The organism is Azospirillum lipoferum 4B (genome assembly GCF_000283655.1).
In the GTDB taxonomy this organism is placed as follows: domain Bacteria; phylum Pseudomonadota; class Alphaproteobacteria; order Azospirillales; family Azospirillaceae; genus Azospirillum; species Azospirillum lipoferum_C.
This window is the reverse complement of sequence record NC_016585.1, coordinates 973,659-994,312: the sequence shown is the minus strand read 5'-3', so window position 1 is coordinate 994,312 and position 20,654 is coordinate 973,659. Positions and strand designations below refer to the sequence as shown.

Annotated in this window: 20 protein-coding genes; 9 read left to right on the top strand and 11 right to left on the bottom strand. The window is 67.4% G+C overall.

Annotation, left to right across the window (positions count from 1 at the left end):
• Positions 1-10 precede the first annotated feature (10 nt).
• The 8 genes from AZOLI_RS18170 to AZOLI_RS18135 are packed head-to-tail and all read right to left on the bottom strand — an operon-like array spanning position 11 to position 6,835.
• The gene (locus AZOLI_RS18170) at positions 11-520 is read right to left on the bottom strand and encodes a flavin reductase (RefSeq protein ID WP_014188624.1); all 510 of its coding nucleotides are present in this window, start codon (positions 518-520) and stop codon (positions 11-13) included.
• A 12-nt stretch (positions 521-532) separates the two neighbouring features.
• On the bottom strand, positions 533-1,525 hold the full coding sequence (locus AZOLI_RS18165) for a PDR/VanB family oxidoreductase (RefSeq protein WP_014188623.1): 993 nt from the start codon (positions 1,523-1,525) through the stop codon (positions 533-535).
• Complete coding sequence (locus tag AZOLI_RS18160; protein ID WP_014188622.1) at positions 1,522-2,283, bottom strand: SDR family NAD(P)-dependent oxidoreductase; 762 nt, start codon at positions 2,281-2,283, stop codon at positions 1,522-1,524. The genes AZOLI_RS18165 and AZOLI_RS18160 overlap by 4 nt, the downstream gene beginning before the upstream one ends.
• Positions 2,283-2,777, bottom strand: a complete 495-nt coding sequence (locus AZOLI_RS18155; protein ID WP_044551632.1) for an aromatic-ring-hydroxylating dioxygenase subunit beta — start codon at positions 2,775-2,777, stop codon at positions 2,283-2,285. The genes AZOLI_RS18160 and AZOLI_RS18155 overlap by 1 nt, the downstream gene beginning before the upstream one ends.
• Positions 2,774-4,066 (bottom strand): aromatic ring-hydroxylating oxygenase subunit alpha, encoded by a 1,293-nt coding sequence (locus AZOLI_RS18150; protein WP_014188620.1) that lies wholly within the window; start codon positions 4,064-4,066, stop codon positions 2,774-2,776. Before AZOLI_RS18150 ends, AZOLI_RS18155 begins: the two co-directional genes overlap by 4 nt.
• 52 nt (positions 4,067-4,118) lie before the next feature.
• The gene (locus tag AZOLI_RS18145; RefSeq protein ID WP_014188619.1) at positions 4,119-4,484 is read right to left on the bottom strand and encodes a hypothetical protein; all 366 of its coding nucleotides are present in this window, start codon (positions 4,482-4,484) and stop codon (positions 4,119-4,121) included.
• A gap of 49 nt (positions 4,485-4,533) precedes the next feature.
• Positions 4,534-5,670, bottom strand: coding sequence for an acyl-CoA dehydrogenase family protein (locus AZOLI_RS18140; protein ID WP_014188618.1), 1,137 nt, complete (start codon positions 5,668-5,670; stop codon positions 4,534-4,536).
• Complete coding sequence (locus tag AZOLI_RS18135) at positions 5,633-6,835, bottom strand: amidase (protein WP_014188617.1); 1,203 nt, start codon at positions 6,833-6,835, stop codon at positions 5,633-5,635. The genes AZOLI_RS18140 and AZOLI_RS18135 overlap by 38 nt, the downstream gene beginning before the upstream one ends.
• Positions 6,836-7,356: 521 nt before the next feature.
• Here AZOLI_RS18135 and AZOLI_RS18130 point away from each other — a divergent pair.
• A complete protein-coding gene (locus AZOLI_RS18130) occupies positions 7,357-7,935 on the top strand; it encodes a nuclear transport factor 2 family protein (RefSeq protein ID WP_014188616.1) in 579 nt (192 codons plus the stop codon).
• Positions 7,936-7,987: 52 nt separating this feature from the next.
• On the opposite strand, the gene AZOLI_RS18125 is transcribed toward AZOLI_RS18130, so the two are convergent.
• Positions 7,988-8,911, bottom strand: coding sequence for a LysR family transcriptional regulator (locus tag AZOLI_RS18125; protein WP_014188615.1), 924 nt, complete (start codon positions 8,909-8,911; stop codon positions 7,988-7,990).
• Positions 8,912-9,171: 260 nt separating this feature from the next.
• On the opposite strand from AZOLI_RS18125, the gene AZOLI_RS18120 reads away from it, so the two are divergent.
• From AZOLI_RS18120 to AZOLI_RS18100, 5 genes are all read left to right on the top strand, one after another.
• Positions 9,172-9,516, top strand: a complete 345-nt coding sequence (locus AZOLI_RS18120; RefSeq protein ID WP_014188614.1) for a Dabb family protein — start codon at positions 9,172-9,174, stop codon at positions 9,514-9,516.
• Between the two features lies 1 nt (position 9,517).
• Positions 9,518-10,609, top strand: a complete 1,092-nt coding sequence (locus tag AZOLI_RS18115; protein ID WP_014188613.1) for a maleylacetate reductase — start codon at positions 9,518-9,520, stop codon at positions 10,607-10,609.
• Between the two features lie 9 nt (positions 10,610-10,618).
• Positions 10,619-11,464, top strand: a complete 846-nt coding sequence (locus tag AZOLI_RS18110) for an intradiol ring-cleavage dioxygenase (protein WP_014188612.1) — start codon at positions 10,619-10,621, stop codon at positions 11,462-11,464.
• A gap of 34 nt (positions 11,465-11,498) precedes the next feature.
• Positions 11,499-13,007: an aldehyde dehydrogenase family protein gene (locus AZOLI_RS18105; RefSeq protein ID WP_014188611.1), complete on the top strand. Its 1,509-nt coding sequence runs from the start codon at positions 11,499-11,501 to the stop codon at positions 13,005-13,007.
• A 93-nt stretch (positions 13,008-13,100) separates the two neighbouring features.
• Positions 13,101-14,405, top strand: a complete 1,305-nt coding sequence (locus AZOLI_RS18100) for a methyl-accepting chemotaxis protein (protein ID WP_014188610.1) — start codon at positions 13,101-13,103, stop codon at positions 14,403-14,405.
• A 5-nt stretch (positions 14,406-14,410) separates the two neighbouring features.
• Here AZOLI_RS18100 and AZOLI_RS18095 read toward each other — a convergent pair whose 3' ends face one another.
• A complete protein-coding gene (locus AZOLI_RS18095; protein WP_044551629.1) occupies positions 14,411-15,487 on the bottom strand; it encodes an AraC family transcriptional regulator in 1,077 nt (358 codons plus the stop codon).
• Between the two features lie 126 nt (positions 15,488-15,613).
• Here AZOLI_RS18095 and AZOLI_RS18090 point away from each other — a divergent pair, with 126 nt between their 5' ends.
• On the top strand, positions 15,614-17,062 hold the full coding sequence (locus AZOLI_RS18090; RefSeq protein WP_014188608.1) for an APC family permease: 1,449 nt from the start codon (positions 15,614-15,616) through the stop codon (positions 17,060-17,062).
• 55 nt (positions 17,063-17,117) lie between these two features.
• Here the strand turns inward: AZOLI_RS18090 and qhpR are convergent, their stop codons facing one another.
• The gene (gene qhpR, locus AZOLI_RS18085; protein ID WP_162488262.1) at positions 17,118-18,176 is read right to left on the bottom strand and encodes an AraC-like transcriptional regulator QhpR; all 1,059 of its coding nucleotides are present in this window, start codon (positions 18,174-18,176) and stop codon (positions 17,118-17,120) included.
• 271 nt (positions 18,177-18,447) lie between these two features.
• On the opposite strand from qhpR, the gene AZOLI_RS18080 reads away from it, so the two are divergent.
• Positions 18,448-19,368 carry a SphA family protein gene (locus tag AZOLI_RS18080; protein ID WP_014188606.1) on the top strand — a complete coding sequence of 307 codons (921 nt, stop codon included), beginning with the start codon at positions 18,448-18,450 and terminating at the stop codon, positions 19,366-19,368.
• A gap of 12 nt (positions 19,369-19,380) precedes the next feature.
• Complete coding sequence (locus AZOLI_RS18075; RefSeq protein WP_014188605.1) at positions 19,381-20,616, top strand: MFS transporter; 1,236 nt, start codon at positions 19,381-19,383, stop codon at positions 20,614-20,616.
• The last annotated feature ends 38 nt before the right edge of the window (positions 20,617-20,654 follow it).

The window sequence follows — 20,654 nt, the reverse complement described above, 5'->3', positions numbered from 1 at the left end:
TCGCCCCCAATCAAGCGGACGTCCCGAGCGTGTGGAAGCCCCGGTTGAACCAGATCAGCCCGCCGCCGGGGCCGTCGCAAAGCGCCGTCGCCTGGACCTCGCAGAACAGCACGGTGTGGGTGCCCTTGCGCTGGTGGTCGACGATCCGGCAGTCGAAGGAGGCCGAGGCGCCGGACAGCACCGGGGCACCGGTTCCGTCCCGCGTCCAGACGCCGCCGGCGAAGCGGTCCTCGCCGGTCCATTTGGCGAAGGAGCGTGACAGTTCCTGGTGATCGGCGTTCAGCACATTGACGCAGAGCACGCCGTTCTCCAGGAAGGCGTCATGGGCGAAAGCGTTGGCGTTGATGCAGACGAGCAGCGTCGGCGGCGTGTCGGTCACCGAACAGACGGCGGAGACGGTCAGGCCGTGGCGGCCGGCGGGGCCGTCGGTCGTCACCAGATTGACGGCGGCGCCCAGACGGCTCATGCCGTCGCGGAAGGCCTGGGTTTCGGGCGGCAGCGGGGCGGCGGTTGCGGACATGATCGCTTCCTCTCAGATATCGAGAACGAGGGATTTCGACCGGGCGCGCGAGCAGCAGACGCAGATCATGCTGCCCTCGGCGCGCTCCTCGTCGGTGAGGAACTGGTCGCGGTGATCGGGGGTGCCGTCGAGCACGTCGGTCACGCAGGTGCCGCAGACGCCCTCCTCGCACTTCACCGGGATGGAGATGCCGGCGCGGGCGAGCGCCTTGGCGATGGTGTCTTCGGGACCGACGCTCACGGTCACGCCGGACCGGCTCGCCGTCACCTCGAACCCCTCGCCGGTGCTGTCGACCTGGGCCGAGAAATACTCCCGGTGGATGTTGGCCGGGGCATGGCCGGCGGTCTTTGCGGCGCCGATCACCCAATCCATGAAGCCCTGGGGGCCGCAGACATAGAGGTGGGTCCCGGCGTCCGGCTCCGGCAGGTCGCGGGCGGGGTCGAGGCGCTGCGCTTGCGGCAGATCGTCGTGATGGAACACCACGCGATGGCCCCAGGGGGCTGTGGCGATGGTGTCGCGGAAGGCGGTGGCGCGCTCCGACCGGGTGCAGTAATGCAGCGTGAAGTCCCGGTTCAGGGCGTGCAGCCGCCAGGCCATCGCCAGCATCGGCGTGATGCCGATGCCGCCGCCGAACAGCACGGTGCGGCGGGCGTCCTCCGCCAGTTCGAAATGGTTGCGCGGGCCTTCGACGGTGAAGCTGCCGCCCGGCGCCGCGAGGCGGTGGAAGGCGACGGAACCGCCGCGGCTGTTGGGGTCGCGCAGGACGCCGATCTCGTAATGACCGGCCTGACCCTGGGCCTGGGCCGGGTCCGAGCAGAGCGAATACTGCCGCCACAGGCCGGTGTCGCCGGCACTCAGGCGGATGTCGATGTGCGCGCCCGCGGTGAAGGCCGGCAGGGCGGCGCCGTCGGGCGCCGCCAGCTTGACCCGCAGGATGTCGCCCGGCTCCTCGATCCGTTCGATGACGGTCAGGATGCGGGTCTTGCTGTCGGTGTCGTCGCTCATCGCATGTAAATCCCCCCGTTGACGTCCCAGCAGGCCCCGGTGACGAAGCCGGATTCGGGCCGGGCCAGCAGGGTGACGAGGTCGGCCACGAAGTCGGGATCGCCGAGCTGGCCGACCGGGATCGCCGCCAGCGCCGCCGGCAGCCGCTCCGGCGTCAGCACCGAGCGGACCATCGGCGTGTCCATCGGACCCGGAGCGATGGCGTTGCAGGTGACGCCGAAGGGAGCGAGATCGCGGGCGAAGATCTTGGTCAGCGTCAGGATCGCCCCCTTGGAGGCGGCGTAATGCGCCCCCGTGGCGGTCCCGCCATTCTGGCCGGCCAGCGACGCCATGTTGACGATGCGGCCGTAGCCGCGCTGCTTGAAATGGCGGCCGAAGATCTGGCAGCCGGCGAAGGTGCCGCCGGCATTGGTCGCCATCACCGCGTTGAACTCGTCGACGCCGATCTCCAGCACCGGCTTGACCTCGGTGCGGGCGGCGTTGTTGACGAGCACCTCGACCGAGCCCCAGCGCTCGACGCAGCGGTCGAGGATCCGTTGGAAATCCTCAGGCTTCGCCACGTCGAGCGTGCCGGAGGCCGCGGTCTCGCCGGAGAGGTCGAGGTCGCGGGCCAGAGCTTCGGCGGCATCGGCGGCGAGGTCGGTGACGACGACGCGGAAGCCGGCCCGATGCAGGGCGCGGGCGGTGAGGGCGCCCAGGCCGCTGGCGCCGCCGGTGACGACCGCCGTCTGGAGCGCGCCGGGAGACGGGGCCGCCATCAGAACAGATAGCTGAACGCCGTCAGCTCCCCATCCGAATTCAGCAACCGCGCCACCTTGTTGCGGATCCGCAGGCCGTCATCGCTGCGCACCAGCGTGTAGGTCAGGTTCGCCGCATAGATCCGCTGGCGGCCGAACTTGTTCTCCACCACATGCTCGGCGCAGCTGAGGACGATCTCGTCACCCGTCGCGCCCTGAAGCACGAAGCGGGAGACGGTGCGCACCGTATCGGCGGGGGGCGCAGACGAGATCGAGAAGCCCTGCTGGAAGCGCTCGACGCGCATCTTGCGCATCTTGGCGTCGTCGTAGCAGACGTTGACCTGATCCTCGTAATTCTCGCCTTTGCCGATGGGGACGATGTAATGGCCGTCTTCGGTCCACAGCGCCAGCCAGGCATCGTAGTCGCAGCGGTCGAGAATATCGGCTTCCCGCCAGACGAAGGCGGCCAGCTCCTGCAGATCGATATCCTTGTCCACGGTCGTGATCCCGCTCATTGGGCCATCATCCTTTTCCACATCTGATAGGAGGCGCGCATGCCGGTTTCGGCGCTGAGATGGCCGCGCGGGCCGTCGACGCCCGGAACCTCGTCGACGAGGCCGCGGTTCACCAGGATCGGCAGATCCTTGCCGCCCAGCGTGCCGCGCTGGACGCGCTCCCACACCTCGGCGTCGTCGGGGGTGCCGAAGCCCATCGGACCCTGGAAATGCTCCTGCAGGCGGATCCGCATCCGGTTGGCGGCGACCGGTCCGCCGTCCATGCCGAGGCAGACATGGCGGATGGCGGTCTCCTTGACGCCGACCGGCCGCAGGACGCGGAAGAAGGCCAGCGACAGCGACACGTTCGGGAACAGGTTCAGGTTGAAGCCGGCGCCGCCGGTGGCGCGCACGATCTTGCGCACGCGCGGCTCGTCGAAGCCTTCGTCGCGCAGCGCCTGGGCCAGCTCCGCGAAGCGCTCCGGGATCGGATCGTCGAGGTTCTCGTCGAGATCGATCAGTTCAGGGATCATGACGGCGACCGAATGGCCGTTGCCGAGATCCTCGACGAAGCCCGCCTTGTCGAAGAAGTTGAAGGTGGCCTCGGCCTCCTTGTCCAGGCTCTGGATGAAGGACTTGTGGACGACCGGGAAGTGGTAGGCGTCGGTGGTGTTCTCCAGCTGGATCTTCCAGTTCATCGGCACGGTGAACTGATGCTCGCCCAGCACCTTGACCGGATAGCCGCCGCCCTGCTTCATGAACAGGTCGATCCACTTCTTCGCCGGGCCGAGGAATTCGGCCAGCGGCTCGATGCCGTCGTCCAGCGTGGCGAAGATCATGTTCTGGTAGGAGTCGACGCGAAGCGCCTTCATCCCCAGCGTCGACTTGTCGAAGTCCTTGCCATACTGCTCGGGGTAGGGGACGCCGCGCAGCGAGCCGTCGAGGCCGTAGCCCCAGCCATGGTAGGGGCACTGGAAGGACGAGGTCTTGCCCTTCTTCACCTCGCACACCGTGGCGGCGCGGTGGCGGCAGCGGTTCACCAGGACGTTGATGTCGCCCTTGCGGTCGCGCACCACGATGACCGGCTGCTGGCCGACCCAGGACAGGATGAAGGACCCCTTCTCGGGCACTTCCGAACCATGGGCGACGAACACCCAGGTGTGGGCGAAGATCTTCTCCATCTCCTGGTCGAAGAGGGCGGCATCCTCGTACAGCGGCGTCTGGACCCGGTCATGCTCGACAAGGTCTTCCGGGCGGGTTGGATTGTGTTGGGCCGGGCCATCGTGGGCCGGGCTATGGTCGAGAGACATGGGTTCTCCTTTGGGTTAGCCGGCTTGGTTCGCCGGCCGGCTTGCCGGGGGATCAGAGTTCGGGCGTCGGCAGCGGCCGGCCCATGCGCGCCTCGATGCGCATGTAGCGCCACAGCCGGTGTCCCTGGTCGCCGACCTCGATGGTGCGGAACAGGTTGCAGGCCGCCACCACCGCTTCTCGGTCGGGGAAATCGCCCAGCAGGTAGCAGGTCCAGGGGAACCCGGTGGGCGAGGTGCCGACCATCGTCTCGTCGTCGTCGAAGGTGCCCAGCACGGTGACGCCCGGCATCTTGTGGACGGTGGCCAGGAACTGCTTCGTCGCCGTCCATACCGGACCGGTCTGATCGAAGGGAAGGTCGAAGAAATTCTGCTGCACGGCGATGCACAGCATGGTGCGGATCGGCTTCTTCTCGCTCATCGCGTCGGTTCCCAGTCTTGAGGTTCGTTTGAAAGCCGGAGCGGCCGGATCATGGGAATCCGGGGGCCGCCGGCTGGTCGAGCAGTGCGGCACCGGCCATCTGCCAGCTTCCGGCGCCGATGAAGGCGTGCTGCGCCACGCAGGCGGCGTCGATCATGAAGCGCCCCAGCGGGTGGCCGCTGTTCATCGAATCCGACCCGCCCAGCACGAAGGCGATGCGCGCGGCCTCGGCCCCGTCCTGCGCCGCCTTGGAAGCGACCTGCCGCAGGCGGATCTGCATCGGCCGGTCGACCTCGCCCTTGGTCAGCATCTGGTCCCAAGCCTGTTCGATGGTGTCGTAGAAGGCCGCCCGCGCGCCGAGAAGCAGTCCTTCGGCCTGGGCGACGCCCATCTGGACATAGCCGCGCGCCGCCGGGCTGGGCGCGCCGGTGATCGAGTTGCGGCGGAGCGCGTCCTGGCGCACCCAGTCGATGGCCGCCCGCGCCGTGCCCAGAGCCACCACGGCCAGCACCTGGGAGGCGAGCGCCATGGCGGGATAGCGGAAGATCGCGTCGTCCATCGACGGCTTGCCGCCGCGGATGAAGGTCCATTCCTCCGGCACCACGATGTTCTCGACCGACACCTCGTGGCTGCCGGTGGCGCGCAGGCCGATGGTGTCCCAGGTCTCATGCACCGTGACCTTGGCGCGCGGCATGACGGCGGTGCGCAGCAGCGCGTTGGACTCCCCCTCCACCTTGATCCCGCCGCCGACGATCGACGCACCCATCACGCCCGAGCACCAGGGCCAGCGGCCGGAGAACTCCAGCCCGCCCGCGACCTTGCGCGTCGGCTGCGGCGGGAACAGCCCGCCGGCGAAGACCGTGTCGGGATCGGCGCCGTAGATGCCGGCGTAGGTTTCGGTCGGCAGCGCCGCCAGATAGGTGGCGGAGACGCCGAAGCTGGCGACCCAGCCGGCCGAGGCGTCGGCGGTCGAGATCTCCTCGACCAGCCGGCAGAACTCCGCCGGGGAGCAGCCGTCGCCGCCGAAGCGGGTCGGGACGAAGGCGCGGTAGACGCCGGCCTCCTGGAACTTGCGGACGATGTCGACGGGAATGTGGCGGAGCTTGTGGAACTCGTCGCGCCGCGCGCGGATTTCCGATTTGAGGGCTTCAAGCGCCGTCGCGGCCGACGCGTTGCGTGGAGTCATGGGAATGGTCCTTCGCCTGGAAGTTCGGTTCGGCCATGCAGAGCCAGGCCGCAATGGCGCAGAGCTGGGGGTCTTCGAATTTGCGGCCGACGATCTGGATGCCGCGCGGCTGGCCGCGGTCATCGACAGCCGGCAGGACGATCGCCGGATGTCCGGAAAGGTTGAAGGGACGCAGGAAACGGGTCAGCGGCAGGACCGCCTTCGGATCCCGCGCCGCGTCGAGGCCGGGCGGCGGCATCGGCAGGGCGGGCGTGACCAGGGCGTCGCAGTCGGCCAGCAGCGCGTCCACCTCGGCGGTGAAGCGCGCCCTGACATCCTCGGCCCGTGCCAGTTCCTCGTCGGTGACCCGTCCGGCGGCATCCAGGCGGGCGCGCACGTCGTCGCCCAGCGCCGCCGGTTCGGACAGGAGATGGCCGAATGCCCGGTGGGTTTCGCGGGCGATGACGGTCATCCCGGCCCGGAAGGCGTCGTCGAGCAGCGGCAGCTCCACCCAGGGCATGGCGGCGGCATGGGCGGGCAGGAGACCGGTCCACTCGCGATCCGCCCCGGCACCGTCGGGATGGCGGAGCAGGGCGAGCCGGGGAGGGCGGTCCAGCCCCTTGGCCGGCAGAAAGCCCGGATCCATCGCCACCATCGCGCGCTCCAGCATGCCGATGCTGCGCGCCAGCGGACCGATGCAGTCGAGCGAGCTGTCGGCGGGGCTGGCCCCCCGGCGGTCGATGCGGCCGAAGGTCGGCTTCATGCCGAACACCCCGCAGCAGGCCGCCGGCTGGCGGACGGAGCCGCCGGTGTCGGTGCCGACCGCGAAATCCACCAGACCGGCGGCGACCGCCACCGCCGATCCCGAAGAGGAGCCGCCCGGAATCAGCTCGGGCCAGCCGGGATTGACCGGGGTGCCGAAGCGGGCGTTGATGCCGGTCATGCCATAGGCCAGTTCGTGCATGGTCGTCTTGCCGACGATCCGGCAGCCCGCCGCCAGCAGGGCATCCACCACCGCGGCATGGCGGGACGCCGCCGGGGCCTGGTCGAACGCCGCCGATCCGCAACGGGTCGGAAAGCCGGCGATGTCCAGGCAGTCCTTCACCGCGACCGTCAGGCCGCCGGGAGCGCCAAGCTCCAGCAGATCCGTGAAGATCGCCCCATGATTGTTGCGTGGCGTCGCCATGGTGTCGTCCGGATGAAAGGGAGGGGGGATGCGGCCTCCGCGGCCGGTCTTTACGTGAAAATTACCGTAAACCAGCGCGCGGTCAACGGGAATTTTGAATTGCTCTCAAAAATAATCGTTTATTTTCAGCGGATTGCCGGGCGCCCATGACGAAGGGCCGCCATCCCTGCCGAGGCGGGCGTGACGGTTTTCAAAGATCGTCCAGTTTGCGGACTGTCTTGCAATTCAACATCACCGTAACATGATCGGTGACGTAAAATTCTCCCATCTTCTGCAAAAGTACTTTGCGTGAACCGGGAACCGGTCGGTCGGGGCGGAAAGCCGTGGAAGGGCAGGGGTTTCCACGCCAACGGCCTCGAATGGAATAAAATTACGTGATTATTACCGCTTGACGACGGAGGGGGTGCGGCTACGGTGTCTTGCAAATCCCGCTTTGCGGATGCTGGTGGTCCGTGCGTCGCATTCGGCCGTCCACCGCAAGCCATTCCCTTTCCCGGCAATCAAAAGCGAGACCCACAGCGATGACGAACTCAACAGATGGTGCTGCCGATGTTGCGGCCCTCGTCCGGCGGATCGAGGTTCTGGAGGCCGAGGCCGATATCCGCCGGCTGCAGGCCCGCTACATGTTCCTGTGCGACACGCCCAATCCCGAATTCGGCGTCGCCGACGATCTGGCTCGCATCGAGCTGATCCTGCAGCTCTACAGCGAGGATGCGGTCTGGGAAGGGGTTGGGGAGTATTACACGAACCAGTTCGGCCGCGTCGAAGGCAAGGAGGCGTTGCGCGGGCATTTCCGGAACTTCTGGGGCAGCCGGCAGGATCCGGCGCTGATCCTCAACTGCCATTATCTCACCTCGGAGCAGATCCATGTTCACGAGGGTGGGCGCACGGCGGATGGGCAATGGGTCCATATGCAGCCCTGGCTGTTCTCCGACGGCAAGGCGCTGCTGCGCTCCTCGCGCCTGAACAACGGATTCCGCAAGGAGCCGGACGGAACCTGGAAGATCACCCGGACGCGGACCGAGAACGTGTTCGTCGCCCCGCTGCCGGCGACCTGGGCGTCGGACTACCCGACCAGATCGGTGCTGATGCAGCCGTAAGCAATGGGGGCTGGTTCACGACAAGGGGAGCGTCGCCGCAGCGGTGCCCCCCTTATTTCGGACCGGCATCCCACTCCGCCTCGAAATCGTTCCGCGAGAAATACTCGACCAGGGCGTTGATGAACAGCCGGGTGCGGGCGGGAAGATGGGTGCGCGACGGGAAGGCCAGATTCATCGTCAGGCGCGGTAACTCCCAATCCGCAAGGATACGGACCAGCCGCCCGGCCTTGATGTCGGCATGGATGATGTAGGCGGGCTGCACGATGATGCCCAGCCCGTCGAGCGCGGCCTGACGAAGCACCTGACCGTCGTTGCAGATCATCTGTCCGACAAGCGGGATGCGCACCAGTTCCCCGTTGCGGGCGAGGTTCAGATGTTCGGGATCGTCGGCGAGGCTGTAGAGCAGCATGTCGTGCTTGAGCAGATCCCTCGGTTCGGCCGGTGTGCCCCGGTCGCGCAGATAGGCGGGAGCGGCGGCGATCAGACGCTTGGTTTCGGCGAGCTTGCGGATCGTGACGCTGCTGTCCATCTCGACCCGGCGGGTGCGGACCGCGAGATCCAGGCCGCTCTCCACCAGATCCTGATAGCGGTTCGAAATCTTCAGGTCGATCTGGACCAGCGGATGACGGGCGCGGAACTCGCGGATGACCGGCATCAGGTGCAGCAGCGCGAAGGACAGCGACGCGCCGACGCGCAATGTCCCGCGTGGCTGTGCGACGACCATGCTGACGCTCGCCTCCGCCTCGCGGAGCGTCGCCAGGATCTCCCGCGCGTTTGCGGAGAAGCTTTCGCCCTCGGGGGTCAGGAACAGCTGGCGGGTGGTCCGCTGGACGAGCCGGACGCCGAGCCGGTTTTCCAGGCTGGCCAGATGCCGGCTGACCCCGGAGACCGAGATGCCCAACGCATCCGCCGCCCGGCTGAGATTGCTCTCCTCGGCGATCTTGGTGAACACCTCGAGTTCGGTGAGTCTGTCCATTGTTGCGCCGTCCGGAATGAATTACGGTAATGTTCACATATCCAACGGATTTGGCAAGGGTTTGAATCGGCGAGGCTGGACGCTCCCGGCGAGGGTCGGGGCGATCCGTCTTTGCAGAACCTGCAACGCTCTTTCCCAAAATACGTGATTTATCCCGTAATCATCCGGTGTCAGCCTCCGATGATCCGTGTGGGCATCAATCCCTGTCTCCCGCTGTCTCGGCGTCCGGAGCTTTCCCGCCAAATCCCAAGGAGCTGTCGATGAGCGATCGTGCAATCGTCCGGACCCCCATCCGCCACATCGTCATGTGGCGGGTCACCGGTACGACGGTCGAAGAGAAGCGGATCAATGTCGAGGCGGTAAAGCGCGGCTTCGAATCCCTGCGCGGGCTCATCCCCGGAATGACCCATCTGGAGATCGGCATCGACGAAAGCCGGATTTCCTATGCCTGCGACATGGTTCTGGTCACCGACTTCGAGAGTGCCGACGCGTTGCGCACCTATGCCGACCATCCGGCCCACCGCAGCGTGCGCGACGCGCTCGACGGCCTGCGCATCGAGCGCCACCAGGTGGATTACCCGCTTCCGCAAGCCGGAGGAGTCTGACATGGATCCGCTCAAGGATTTCACTTCGGAACCGCGCAGCTTCACCTATGTCGGCAATCCCGCCCGCGTGATCTTCGGTCCCGGAACCATCGCCCGGCTGCCCGACGAGGTCGACCGCCTGGGGGCGAAGCGGGCGCTGATCCTCTCCACCCCGGCCCAGCAGGGCGATGCCGAGCGGCTCGCCGATCTGCTGGGCGCGCGTGCCGTCGGCGTCTTTCCCGGCGCGGCGATGCACACGCCGGTCGACATCAGCGACTACGCCACCGACCGGGCGCGCAGCCTCAAGGCCGACGTCCTCGTCGCCATCGGCGGCGGATCGACCACGGGGCTCGGCAAGGCCATCGCGCTGCGCACCGATCTGCCGCAGATCGTGCTGCCGACCACCTATGCCGGGTCGGAGATGACGCCGATCCTGGGTGAGACCAGCAACGGCCAGAAGCGGACGCAATCGTCGCCCCGCATCCTGCCGGAGGTGGTGATCTATGACGTCGAGCTGACGCTCGGCCTGCCGGCCGGCCTGTCGGGCACCAGCGGCATCAACGCCATCGCCCATGCCGTCGAGGCGCTCTATGCCCGCGACAGCAATCCGGTCATCGACGCGCTGGCGGTAGAGGCCATCGGCGCGCTGGCCGGCGCGCTTCCGGCGATTGCCGCCGATCCCCTGGATCTCGCCGCCCGCAGCCGGGCGCTGTACGGCGCGTGGCTGTGCGGCGTCTGCCTGGGATCGGTCGGCATGGCGCTGCATCACAAGCTCTGCCACACGCTGGGCGGCAGCTTCGACCTGCCCCATTCGGAAACCCACACCATCGTGCTGCCCCATGCGCTGGCCTACAACGCGCCGGCCATCCCCGGCGCGATGGAGAGGCTTGCCCGCGTTCTCGGTCCCGATCCGGCGGCGGCGCTGTTCCGCATCGGCCGGGCGGTCGGCGCCCCCGCCGGGCTGAAGGATCTCGGAATGCCGGAGGGCGGGATCGACCGCGCCGCCGATCTGGCCCTGTCCAACCCCTATTGGAATCCCCGCCCCCTCGAACGTCCGGCCCTGCGCGACCTGATCGCGCGTGCCTGGGACGGGGCGGAACCGCTGTCCTCGTGAGGAGGGACGATGTCCGGCTATTTCAGTGAAGCCCGTTCCGCCGAGACGGTGATCGACCGCATCGGTGCCGGGGCGGATCCCCGTCTGCGGCGCATCATGACGTCGCTGATCACCCATCTGCATGGTTTCATCAAGGACGTCGCGCTGACCGAGAAGGAATGGGAGCAGGCCATCGGCTTCCTGACCGAGACGGGCCGGATGTGCAGCGGGACCCGGCAGGAGTTCATCCTGCTGTCGGACGTGCTGGGCGCGTCGATGCTGGTCGACGCCATCAACCACCGGTGGCCGGCACCGGCGACCGAGAGCACGGTCTTCGGGCCGTTCCATGTCGATGGCGCGCCGGTCCGGCAGATGGGGGAGTCGATCAGCCTCGACGGCAAGGGCGAGCCGTGCCTGTTCCGCGGGCGGGTGCTCGACACCGACGGAAACCCGGTCGCCGGCGCCTCGGTCGATGTCTGGTCCGACAATGCGGATGGCTTCTACGACGTCCAGCAGCCGGACATCCAGCCGCCCTTCAACAACCGCGGGGTCTTCGTGACCGGGGAGGACGGACGTTACGCCTTCCGCGGGGTCAAGCCGGTGTCCTATCCCATTCCATCGGACGGACCGGTGGGGCGGATGCTGGCGGCGCTGGGGCGCCATCCCTGGCGGCCGGCGCACATGCATTTCCTGATCGGCGCTCCGGGGTTCGAGCGCCTGATCACGCACATCTTCGTTGCCGGCGACAGCTATCTCGACTCCGACGCGGTGTTCGGGGTCAAGGACCGGCTGATCGTCGATTTCAAGCCCGCCGATAACCCGACGGACGGGTGGCTGGCCGAATACGACTTCGTCCTGGTCCGCCGGACCCAATGACCGCGGCACCGCCGACAATGAACAGGGAGACATCATGAAAATCGCACAGCCCGACAGCGCCGTGGAGCAGCTTTCCCCGGCGGTCGTCGACTTTCTCAAGGCGCCGGCGATGGTGATCGGCGCCGGGTCGGTTCCGGCCCTCAGCGGCCGCACCTATCCGGTCCACAACCCGGCGACGGGAGAGGTTCTGGCGCAGGTTCCGGCCGGCGGGGCGGAGGATGTCGATGCCGCCGTCAAGGCGGCGCAGGCGGCCTTCGAAGGGCCGTGGTCGCGCCTGCCGCCGACGCAGCGTCAGGCGGCCATGCTGCGGCTGGCCGACCTGATCGAGGCAAACGGCGAGGAGCTGGCGCAGCTGGAGACGCTGAACAACGGCAAGTCGATCATGATGTCGCGGCTGCTGGAGGTTCAGGGAACGGCCGAGTATTTCCGCTACATGGCCGGCTGGGCGACCAAGATCGAGGGGTCCACCCTCGACGTGTCGATCCCGATCCCGCCGGGCATGCGCTATCAGGCCTTCACGCGGAAGGAGCCGGTCGGCGTCGTCGCGGCGATCACGCCGTGGAATTTCCCGCTGACCATGGCCGCCTGGAAGGTGGCGCCCGCCCTGGCCGCCGGCTGCACCGTCGTGCTGAAGCCGGCGGAGGAGACGCCGCTCACCTCCATCCGGCTGGCGCAGCTCTGCCTGGAGGCCGGCATCCCGGAGGGCGTGGTCAACGTCGTCACCGGCATGGGCGAGGAGGCGGGCGCGCCGCTGGTCGCTCATCCCGGCATCGCGAAGATCAGCTTCACCGGCTCCACCGAGACCGGCAAGCTGATCGGTGTCCAGGCGGTGCGCGACATGAAGCGGGTGACGCTGGAACTCGGCGGCAAGGCGCCGATGATCATGTTCGACGACATGGACCTGGATCTGCTGGGCGTCGCCGCCGGCGTCGGCAGCTTCTTCAACACCGGGCAGACCTGCTGCGCCGGTGTGCGCATCTATGCGCAGAAGGGCGTCTACGACCGCGTGCTGGACACCATCTCCGCCGTCACGCGCAGCCTGTCGATCGGCTCCGGCCTCGACCCGCGCCACCAGATCAACCCGCTGGTGTCGGCGCGCCACAAGGCCCATGTCCAGGCCTGCATCGCCCGCGGCGTCGAACAGGGCGCCAAGCCCGTCATCCGGGGCAGCGCGCCCGCCGACGGCTTCTATGTCGCGCCGGAACTGTTCGTCGACGTGCGCCAGGACATGGCGCTGATGCAGGAGGAGGTGTTCGGCCCGGTCGTCACCGTCACCCCCTTCGACGATGCCGACGAGGCGATCCGGCTGGCCAACGACACCCGCTTCGGGCTGGGGGCGTCGATCTGGACGACCGACCTCAACAAGATGATGCGGTATGTTCCCAGGATTCAGGCCGGGACGGTGTGGGTGAACAGCCACAATCTGCCGGACCAGAACATGCCCTTCGGCGGCTTCAAGCAGTCGGGGATCGGCCGGGAGCACGGGCGCGGCGCGCTGGACAATTACCTGGAGACCAAGTCTGTCTGCGTCGCCTTCCGCTGAGTTCGGGCGAGGGGCGGGTTGCCATGGCCCGCCCCGTCTTCACGCCATCCGGCTTCGGCCATCGGCGCCGCCGCATTGTGGGAAATTCAAGACATGCTGGATGCGATCCTTGCAGGCCGGCCGGGCGGCCGGCGGTTCCGGCGGCACCTGTTCCGCCATATCTTCGAAGCGTCGCCCGATGCCTTCATGCTGGTGTATCGGGACGTCGTCGTCGACTGCAACGATGCGGCGTTGCGCATGTTGGGCTATGACAGCCGCGAGGCCATTCTCGGCGTGTCGCCGGACGATTTCGATCCGGAATACCAGCCGGACGGCAGGCGGTCGGCCGATGCCAGCCTGGAGATCGTCGAGCTGGCCCAGCGCAACGGCCACCACCGCTTCGAATGGCAGCATGTCCGCAAGGACGGCACGCTCTTTCACGTCGTCATCACCCTGATGACCTGCAGGATCGCCGGCTACCCGGTGATGCTGAGCTTCTGGCAGAACATCGATGCGCTGGTCGCGGCGCGGCAGGCGGAACAGCGCAGCCAGCGCGAGCTGGGCGATTTCCTGCGCGACCTGTCGGGCGCCTTCAGCGCCACCGTCAGGACCGTCGAGGCGGATCTGTCGCGGAAGGTCGGCGCCGCGGTGCAGGAGGCCGCGAGGCTGTCCGAGCTGGCCGTCGACGCCAGCCGGCTGGCGAAGGTCGGCGCCGATGCGGTGTCGTCGGCGAACGGTGCGGCCGACGGGGTCGCCTCCGCGGCGATCGAGCTTTCGGCCTCGATCTCGGAAATCGGCCGCCAGCTTCTGTCGGGCCTCGGCGTGACGGAACGGTCCGACGGGCAGGCCGATCAGGCCCGGCAGATCGTCGGCCGTCTCGATGCCGCCGCTCGGCGGATCGACGGCATCGTCGATCTGATCCGCACCATCGCCAACCAGACCAACCTGTTGGCGCTGAACGCCACCATCGAGGCGGCGCGCGCGGGCGAGGCGGGACGGGGGTTCGCGGTGGTCGCGACCGAGGTCAAGGCGCTCGCCGGGCAGACCGCCCGCGCCACCGAGGAGATCGGCGCCGAGGTCGCGCGCATCCAGGCGGTCGCGCGGGAGGCGGCGGAATCGACCGGCGCCCTGGCCGGCGCCATCGGCACGCTGGGGCAGGTGATGGCCGGCATTTCCGCCTCCGTCGAGCAGCAGCGCGCGGCGACTGAGGAGATTTCACGCGGAATCCAGCATGTCGCCGACCGGACGGCGAGCGCCGCCGACCGCATCGGCGCCTGCGAGGCGTTGACGGGCGACACCCGCGACGCGGTCGGCGGGCTGGCGCGCGACGTCGGCGACGTGAAGGCGCTGGCCGATGCGCTGGGCGGCCATACCGAGGAGTTCATGCGGTCCCTCGGCCGCCGCCAATCACTTGAGTGAAAAGTTCAGTCGGGATCGGCTTCGCCGGCCGTCCCATCGGCGTCCCGCTGGGCATCCCGGCGGAATGCGCTGGGTTCCACCCCGGTCCATCTCCTGAAGGCGCGCCAGAACGCCGTTTCGTCCGAATAGCCGAGCGCACTGGCCACCTCGGAGATCCGCGCGCCCTTCTGGGACAGGTAGACCTGGGCCATCTGCTGCCGGTGCTGGGTCAACAGGTCGCGCAGGCTGGTGTTTTCCTCGGCCAGCCGGCGCTGGAGGTTGCGGGACGACATCCGCAGATCGCGGGCGAGCGTTTCGACCGTGATCGGCTTTTGCCCGAGATAGAGGCCGATCAGCGCGAGCACCTGCTCGGCAATGGTTTCCTCGGCATATTCCTGTCCGATCAGATCGGCGATGTGGTGTTCGAGGATGGTGGTCAGGCCACGGTCTTCCGTCCGATGGATGCGCGAAGCGTCGTCGCGGCGCATGACGAAGCGGTTTCCCGACTGCCGGAACAGCACGGGTGCCCGGAAAACCCGCTGGAGAAGGGCGGCGTCGCCCTCCTCGGCATGTTCGAAATGCACCTCGACCGGCCGCCAGTCCTGCGCGAAGCAGGATCTGACCAGCTGGCAGTTGGCGACGAGGGTGTATTCGGCATCCTGACGGCGCGGCCAGAGCGCCGCGTCGGCGATGCGGTAGCTCCACACCAGATCCTCGCCCACCTCGAACAGGGTCGACTGGGTCCCGCCCTGCAGGGCCTTCACGTAGGTGGAGAGCCGCTCAAATCCGACTCTCACCGTGGGAGACAGCGAGAACAGAACACCCATCGGCCCGATGTCGGCCGGGCGGATCTTCAAGCCGAGCTTGATCCCCAGATTCGGCTCCGCCAGGTCATCTGCCGCGCTCTCGAACAACCTGACATATTGCGCCAGAGGAAGCCTTGAATAGGGATCGGTCACCATGCCCTGAATTAAGCCATGCCTGCCCAAAAACTCAGCAATATCCATCTTGTACTGGGACAGATGGGTAAAGAGCGGGGCAAGAGCAGAGGCCCGGATCAGCGCCGATCTCCGGCTGGCGGATAGAGTATTGGCAGGGGGCATGGGGGGCGGTCCGCAGGCGGGGGGTTGGCGCACTCTATCGGAAAAATGGCGCGGAATACAATGGGGCCGGCTGAAAATACGTTCATAGTCCAGACACAATAAAAACCTACGCAGGGAGTCAATCTCATGTCCCTCGACGCAACCGCCCATGCGCCCAACGGTGAGCGCCTGTCGCGGAATTCCATCGGACTTGCCCATATCGTCTTTTTCGTCGTCGCCGCCGCCGCTCCGCTGACCGCGGTGGTGGGGGCGTCGCCCGCGGCCTTCGCCTTCGGCAACGGCGCAGGCGTCCCCGGCGCCTTCGTGCTGGCCGGGCTTCTCTACATCGTCTTCTCCGTCGGATTCACCGCCATGAGCCATCATGTCGGCGGCACCGGGGCCTTCTATGTCTATATCGCCCAGGGCCTGGGCCGGCATCTGGCGGTCGGCGGCGCGCTGATCTCGCTTCTGACCTACAGTTCGGTGCAGATCGCGGTCTATGCGCTGGCGGGCGTCTTCCTGTCGGGAATGCTGGCGGGCCAAGGCGTTGAGGTGCCGTGGTACGGCTGGTCTTTCGCGATGCTTCTGCTGGTGCATCTGTGCGGCCAGCGCAACATCTCCTTTTCGGGCAAGATCCTCGGCGTCGCGATGATCCTCGAATTCATCGTGCTGCTGATGCTGGATGTCGGCATCCTGTTCCAGGGCGGCGGCCCCCAGGGGCTGAGCCTGGACAATTTCTCGCCCTCGGTCGTGTTCGGGCCGGGGCTGGGCATCGCCCTGGTCTTCGTCGTCGGATCCTTCATCGGCTTCGAATCGACGGCGATCTTCGGCGAGGAGGCCCGCGATCCGGCGGTGACCATTCCGCGGGCGACCTATGTCGCCGTGCTGCTCATCACCCTGTTCTACGCCTTCTCCACCTGGGCCATCGCCCAGTATTACGGCTCCGCGCAAATCCAGCAGGAGGCCATGAACAACAAGGAAGCCCTCTATTTCGTGGCGGCCGAGAAGGTGCTGGGCGGCTGGTCGGTCGCGCTGATGAACGGGTTGCTGGTGCTGTCCTTCTTCGCCTGCGTCCTGTCCTTCCACAACACGCTGAACCGCTATTTCTTCGCGCTGGGCCGCGAGGGTGTCGCCTGGCACAAGCTGGCGGCGATCCACCCGGTCCACAATTCCCCCCATGTCGCCGGAACAGTGCAGACCCTCTCTGCGGGGGCCATCCTGCTGGCCTTCGTGCTGGGCGGCGCCGACGGGTTCGCGGTGGTCTTCTCCTGGATGTCGGCGCTGGCGGTGCTGGGAATCCTGGCCGTGCAGATCATGGTTTCCCTGGCGATCATCATGTATTTCCAGCGCAACCACCGCGGCGAGCATGGCCTGCTCTCCACCCTGGTCATGCCGGCCGTCGCCACAATCGGCCTGATCGGGGCCTTCTTCCTGGTCACCGAGAATCTGGAACTGCTGACCGGCAGCGACAGTCACATCGTCCAGGCCTTCCCGGTGGTGGTTCTGGCCTTCGGGCTGGGCGGGCTGCTGCTGGCCCGGGTGATCCGGCTGTGCAAGCCCGACCTGTACGAGAATCTCGGCCGGGTCTTCGACTGAGCCCTTCGCGATTGCGGAGCCGGGCCGGACGTCGGCAGAGACGTCCGGCCCGCCGTCATTCCGTCTCCGCAATCGGATCCTGCGTTCGGTGCCGCTTCCGGTACATCGACGGCGTCATGCCGAACCAGCGGCGGCAGGCGCGGGTGAAGCAGGCGCCGTCGGCATAGCCCAGGACATGGGCGATCTCCGTGATCGACAGGTCCGATCCGGTCAGGTAGTTCGCCGTCAGCGCCCGCCGCTTGTCCTGCTTGATGGACGAGAAGCTTTCCCCCGTCCGGCGCAGGGACCGCTGCAAGGTGCTGGGCGACAGGCCGAGGGCATGGGCCGTCGATTCCATGCGGAAGCAGCCGTCGCCGGGGAAATGATCCGACGCCATGCGGCGGACCTTGTCCTCCAGCGACTGGGTGGGCGCAGCCCGCTCGCGCAGCATGCCGAGGTAATGCTCGACGAAACCGCTGACCCGCTGGTCGACGCCGCTGCGGGAAATCGCGAGATCGCCGGCGGGAAAGATCAGCTCGTTGGCCGGCTGGTTGAAATAGAGCGGTGCCTTGAAAACGGCGTCGTGGGTTCTGAGGCTGGCCGGGGCCGCATGCTCGAAATGCACCTCCAGCGGACGCCATCCCGGGCCGGCCAGCGACCGCATCATCTCGACGACGATGGCCAGCGAGAATTCCGCGTCATGCCGGCGCGGAAAAATCCGCTTGTCTTCGATGCGATAGCGGAAAACGCATGCATCCCCATCCCGCGTCATGCTGCAGGTCGTCCCCTGCTGGACCAGCCAGTTGTATTCGATGAATCCGTTGAGTGCCGCCCCAAGCGTGGGTGCGGTGGTGAACAGCAGCCCGACCGGCCCGAGGGTGAGCGGTGAGAGGTTGCGGGCGACGGACAACCCGAAATTGCCGTCCTGGACATAGGCGGCGGCCGCTTCGAACGCGGCCACATAGTTGCGCAGGGGAATGTCGCGGTAAGGGTCGCGCGGCGTCGCTTCCGACAATCCGAAGCGGCCGAGCAAGGTGTCGGGCGCGTAGCCCCGGCCTCTCAGCGCGTCGATCAGGCTCTGCGTGACCATTGCCCAAATTTTGGGCTCATCGCCGGAAGACGTCTTCTTCGGCATGATTCGGATCCGGCTGCGGGATTATGACCTCGAATATCAAATTCCTGCCCGCAGTTGGCAAGCGGAATCGGTTGGCGGTTCCCTGTCGAAGGACTGAAGGGGGCGGGAACCCGGATGCGGAGCCGGAGCGGGGGCCGGATGCCGGTCATCCGTCCGCGCCTGCCGAATTTGTGCCGAATCCGGATAACCGGGGTAAATGTTGGCTGCCTAAGCTTTCTGCACAAAGCAATTTTCAAAAAGAGCAGGGAGCAACATGAGCAAACTAAAATCGATGCGCCGCTTCTGGAGTCCGGTCGCGCTTGCCGTCGCCGTCTGGGCAGGCCTGACCGCATCGCCCGCGCTTGCAACCGAGAATGGAGCGCCGACCACGCCTTTCGGCGTGTTCGAATTCGGCGCCGGCATCCTGCCGCCCCCGACGCCCTACGGTACGGTCGGCCTGCGCACCAATTACTATTCGGCCAGTTCGGTCAAGGACGGCGGCGGCAACACGCGGCTGTCGGATTTCAATATGCATGTGCTGTCGCTTGGCGCCGCCTACATCAAGATGACCGAGACGCAGTTCCTCGGCGCCAATGTCGGCTTCGGCGGCGTCGTCCCCTTTCTCGATATGGGCGGGCATGTGACTGTGCCGACGCCGGGCGGGCCGCTGACCCTCGAAAGCCAGACCTTCAAGCTGGGCGACATCCAGCTGTATCCGCTCATGCTGCAATGGAGGTCGAAGTCGCTGTTCGTCAACGCGGTCGCCCAGATCCAGGCGCCGACCGGATCCTATGACGCGAACCGCCTGTTCAATCCGGGATCCAACCATTGGTCCTTCGCCCCGGTGGTCGGCGTGACCTACATCACCGAAGGCGGATTCGAGCTGTCGTCGAATTTCGAACTCGACATCAACACGGTAAACCATAAAACCGACTACCGCAGCGGCATGGAATTCAAGCACGAGTTCGCCGTCGGCCAGCATTTCGGGCCGGTCGTGGCCGGTCTCGGCGGCTATTGGTATCAACAGATCACCGACGACAGCGGACCGGGATCGGGGGACGGCAACCGGGCGCGCGTGTTCGCGCTGGGGCCGGCGGTCAGTTACGTCGAACCGGGCATGCCGCTCGTCGCCTTCCATGCCTACAAGGAGTTCGGGGCGCGGAACCGGGCCCAGGGCTATGCGACGGCGCTGCGCGTCGGCTATTCCTTCTGAGGGGGCGGAACGATGACCGAACCCTCATTCCTTCCATCGACACCGCCACGCCCGGCCACGGCGCGCCAGGGCGCGGTGATCCTGCTGGGCAGCAGCCTGACCATCGTCGGCGCGGTGATGGTGGCACCGGTGCTGCCCAAGCTCGCCGCCGAGTTCGGCCCCACCACACCGCATGCCGATGCGCTGATCCCGCTGGTGGTCGCCGGGCCGGCGCTCGCCATCGCGCTGTTCGCCCCGGTCGCCGGCTGGCTGGCCGACCGTTTCGGGCGAAAGCCGATGCTGATCCTGGGGACGCTGCTCTACGCCCTTCTGGGCGCCGCCCCCAGCCAGTTGAACGACCTGTCGCTCATCCTGCTCTCCCGCCTGCTGTTCGGCTGCGCCGAAGCGATGGTGATGACCTGCTGCACCATCCTGGTCGGCGATTACTGGAGCGGCGCCGAACGCTCGCGCTACATCGGCCGGCAGGTGGTGACGATCGGCGTGGTCGGGTCGCTGTTCTTCGTGATCGGCGGGGCTGCCGGCGAAAGCTCGTGGCGCACGCCATTCCTGCTCTATCTGCTGCCGTTGCTGCTGCTGCCGGCCATGGCCCTGGTGCTGTGGGAGCCGGTCCGCACCCCACGGTCCGAGCGGCCCAAGGCGGCCTTCGACCGGGACAACCGGCGCAGGATGGCCGTGGCCTGCCTGCTGGTGTTCGCCGGCATGCTCGGCGCCAACATCGTGCCGGTGCAGGCGCCCGGCATCATCGCCGCGCTGGGCGTCAGCTCCTCCACCCTGATCGGTCTGGCGGCCGGGCTGGGGCTGCTGTCGTCGCTGTTCGGTTCCATCATCTGGCCGGGCCTGCGCCGCCTGCTCGGCACCCGGATGGTCAACGCGCTGTTGCTGGCGCTGATGGCGGTGGGTCTGTGGCTGCTGGTCCATGCCGGCACTTACGAGATGGCTCTCGTGGCGGTCGCCATCGGCGGGACCGGCGTCGGCCTGCTGGTTCCCAATGCGCTGGCCCCGCTGCTGGAGCATCTGCCGGAGGCCGCCCGCGCCCGCGGCGTCGGCGGCTTCACCTCCTGCCTCTATCTGGGCCAGTTCGGCAGCCCCATCGTGATCGCGGCCATCGCCGCCCATGTGCAGGGCGATGCCCAGGGGGTTCCGGCGGCGATCGGCGTGTTCAGCCTCGCCCTCCTGGGGCTGGCCGGCGTCTGGCTGGTCATCGGGCTTCGCCGCCAAGTCCCGGCCGGTGAGGCCGGATCGGCCTGAGCTCCCCGCAACCATTGCCGCGGGAGCCTGCTCCCGCG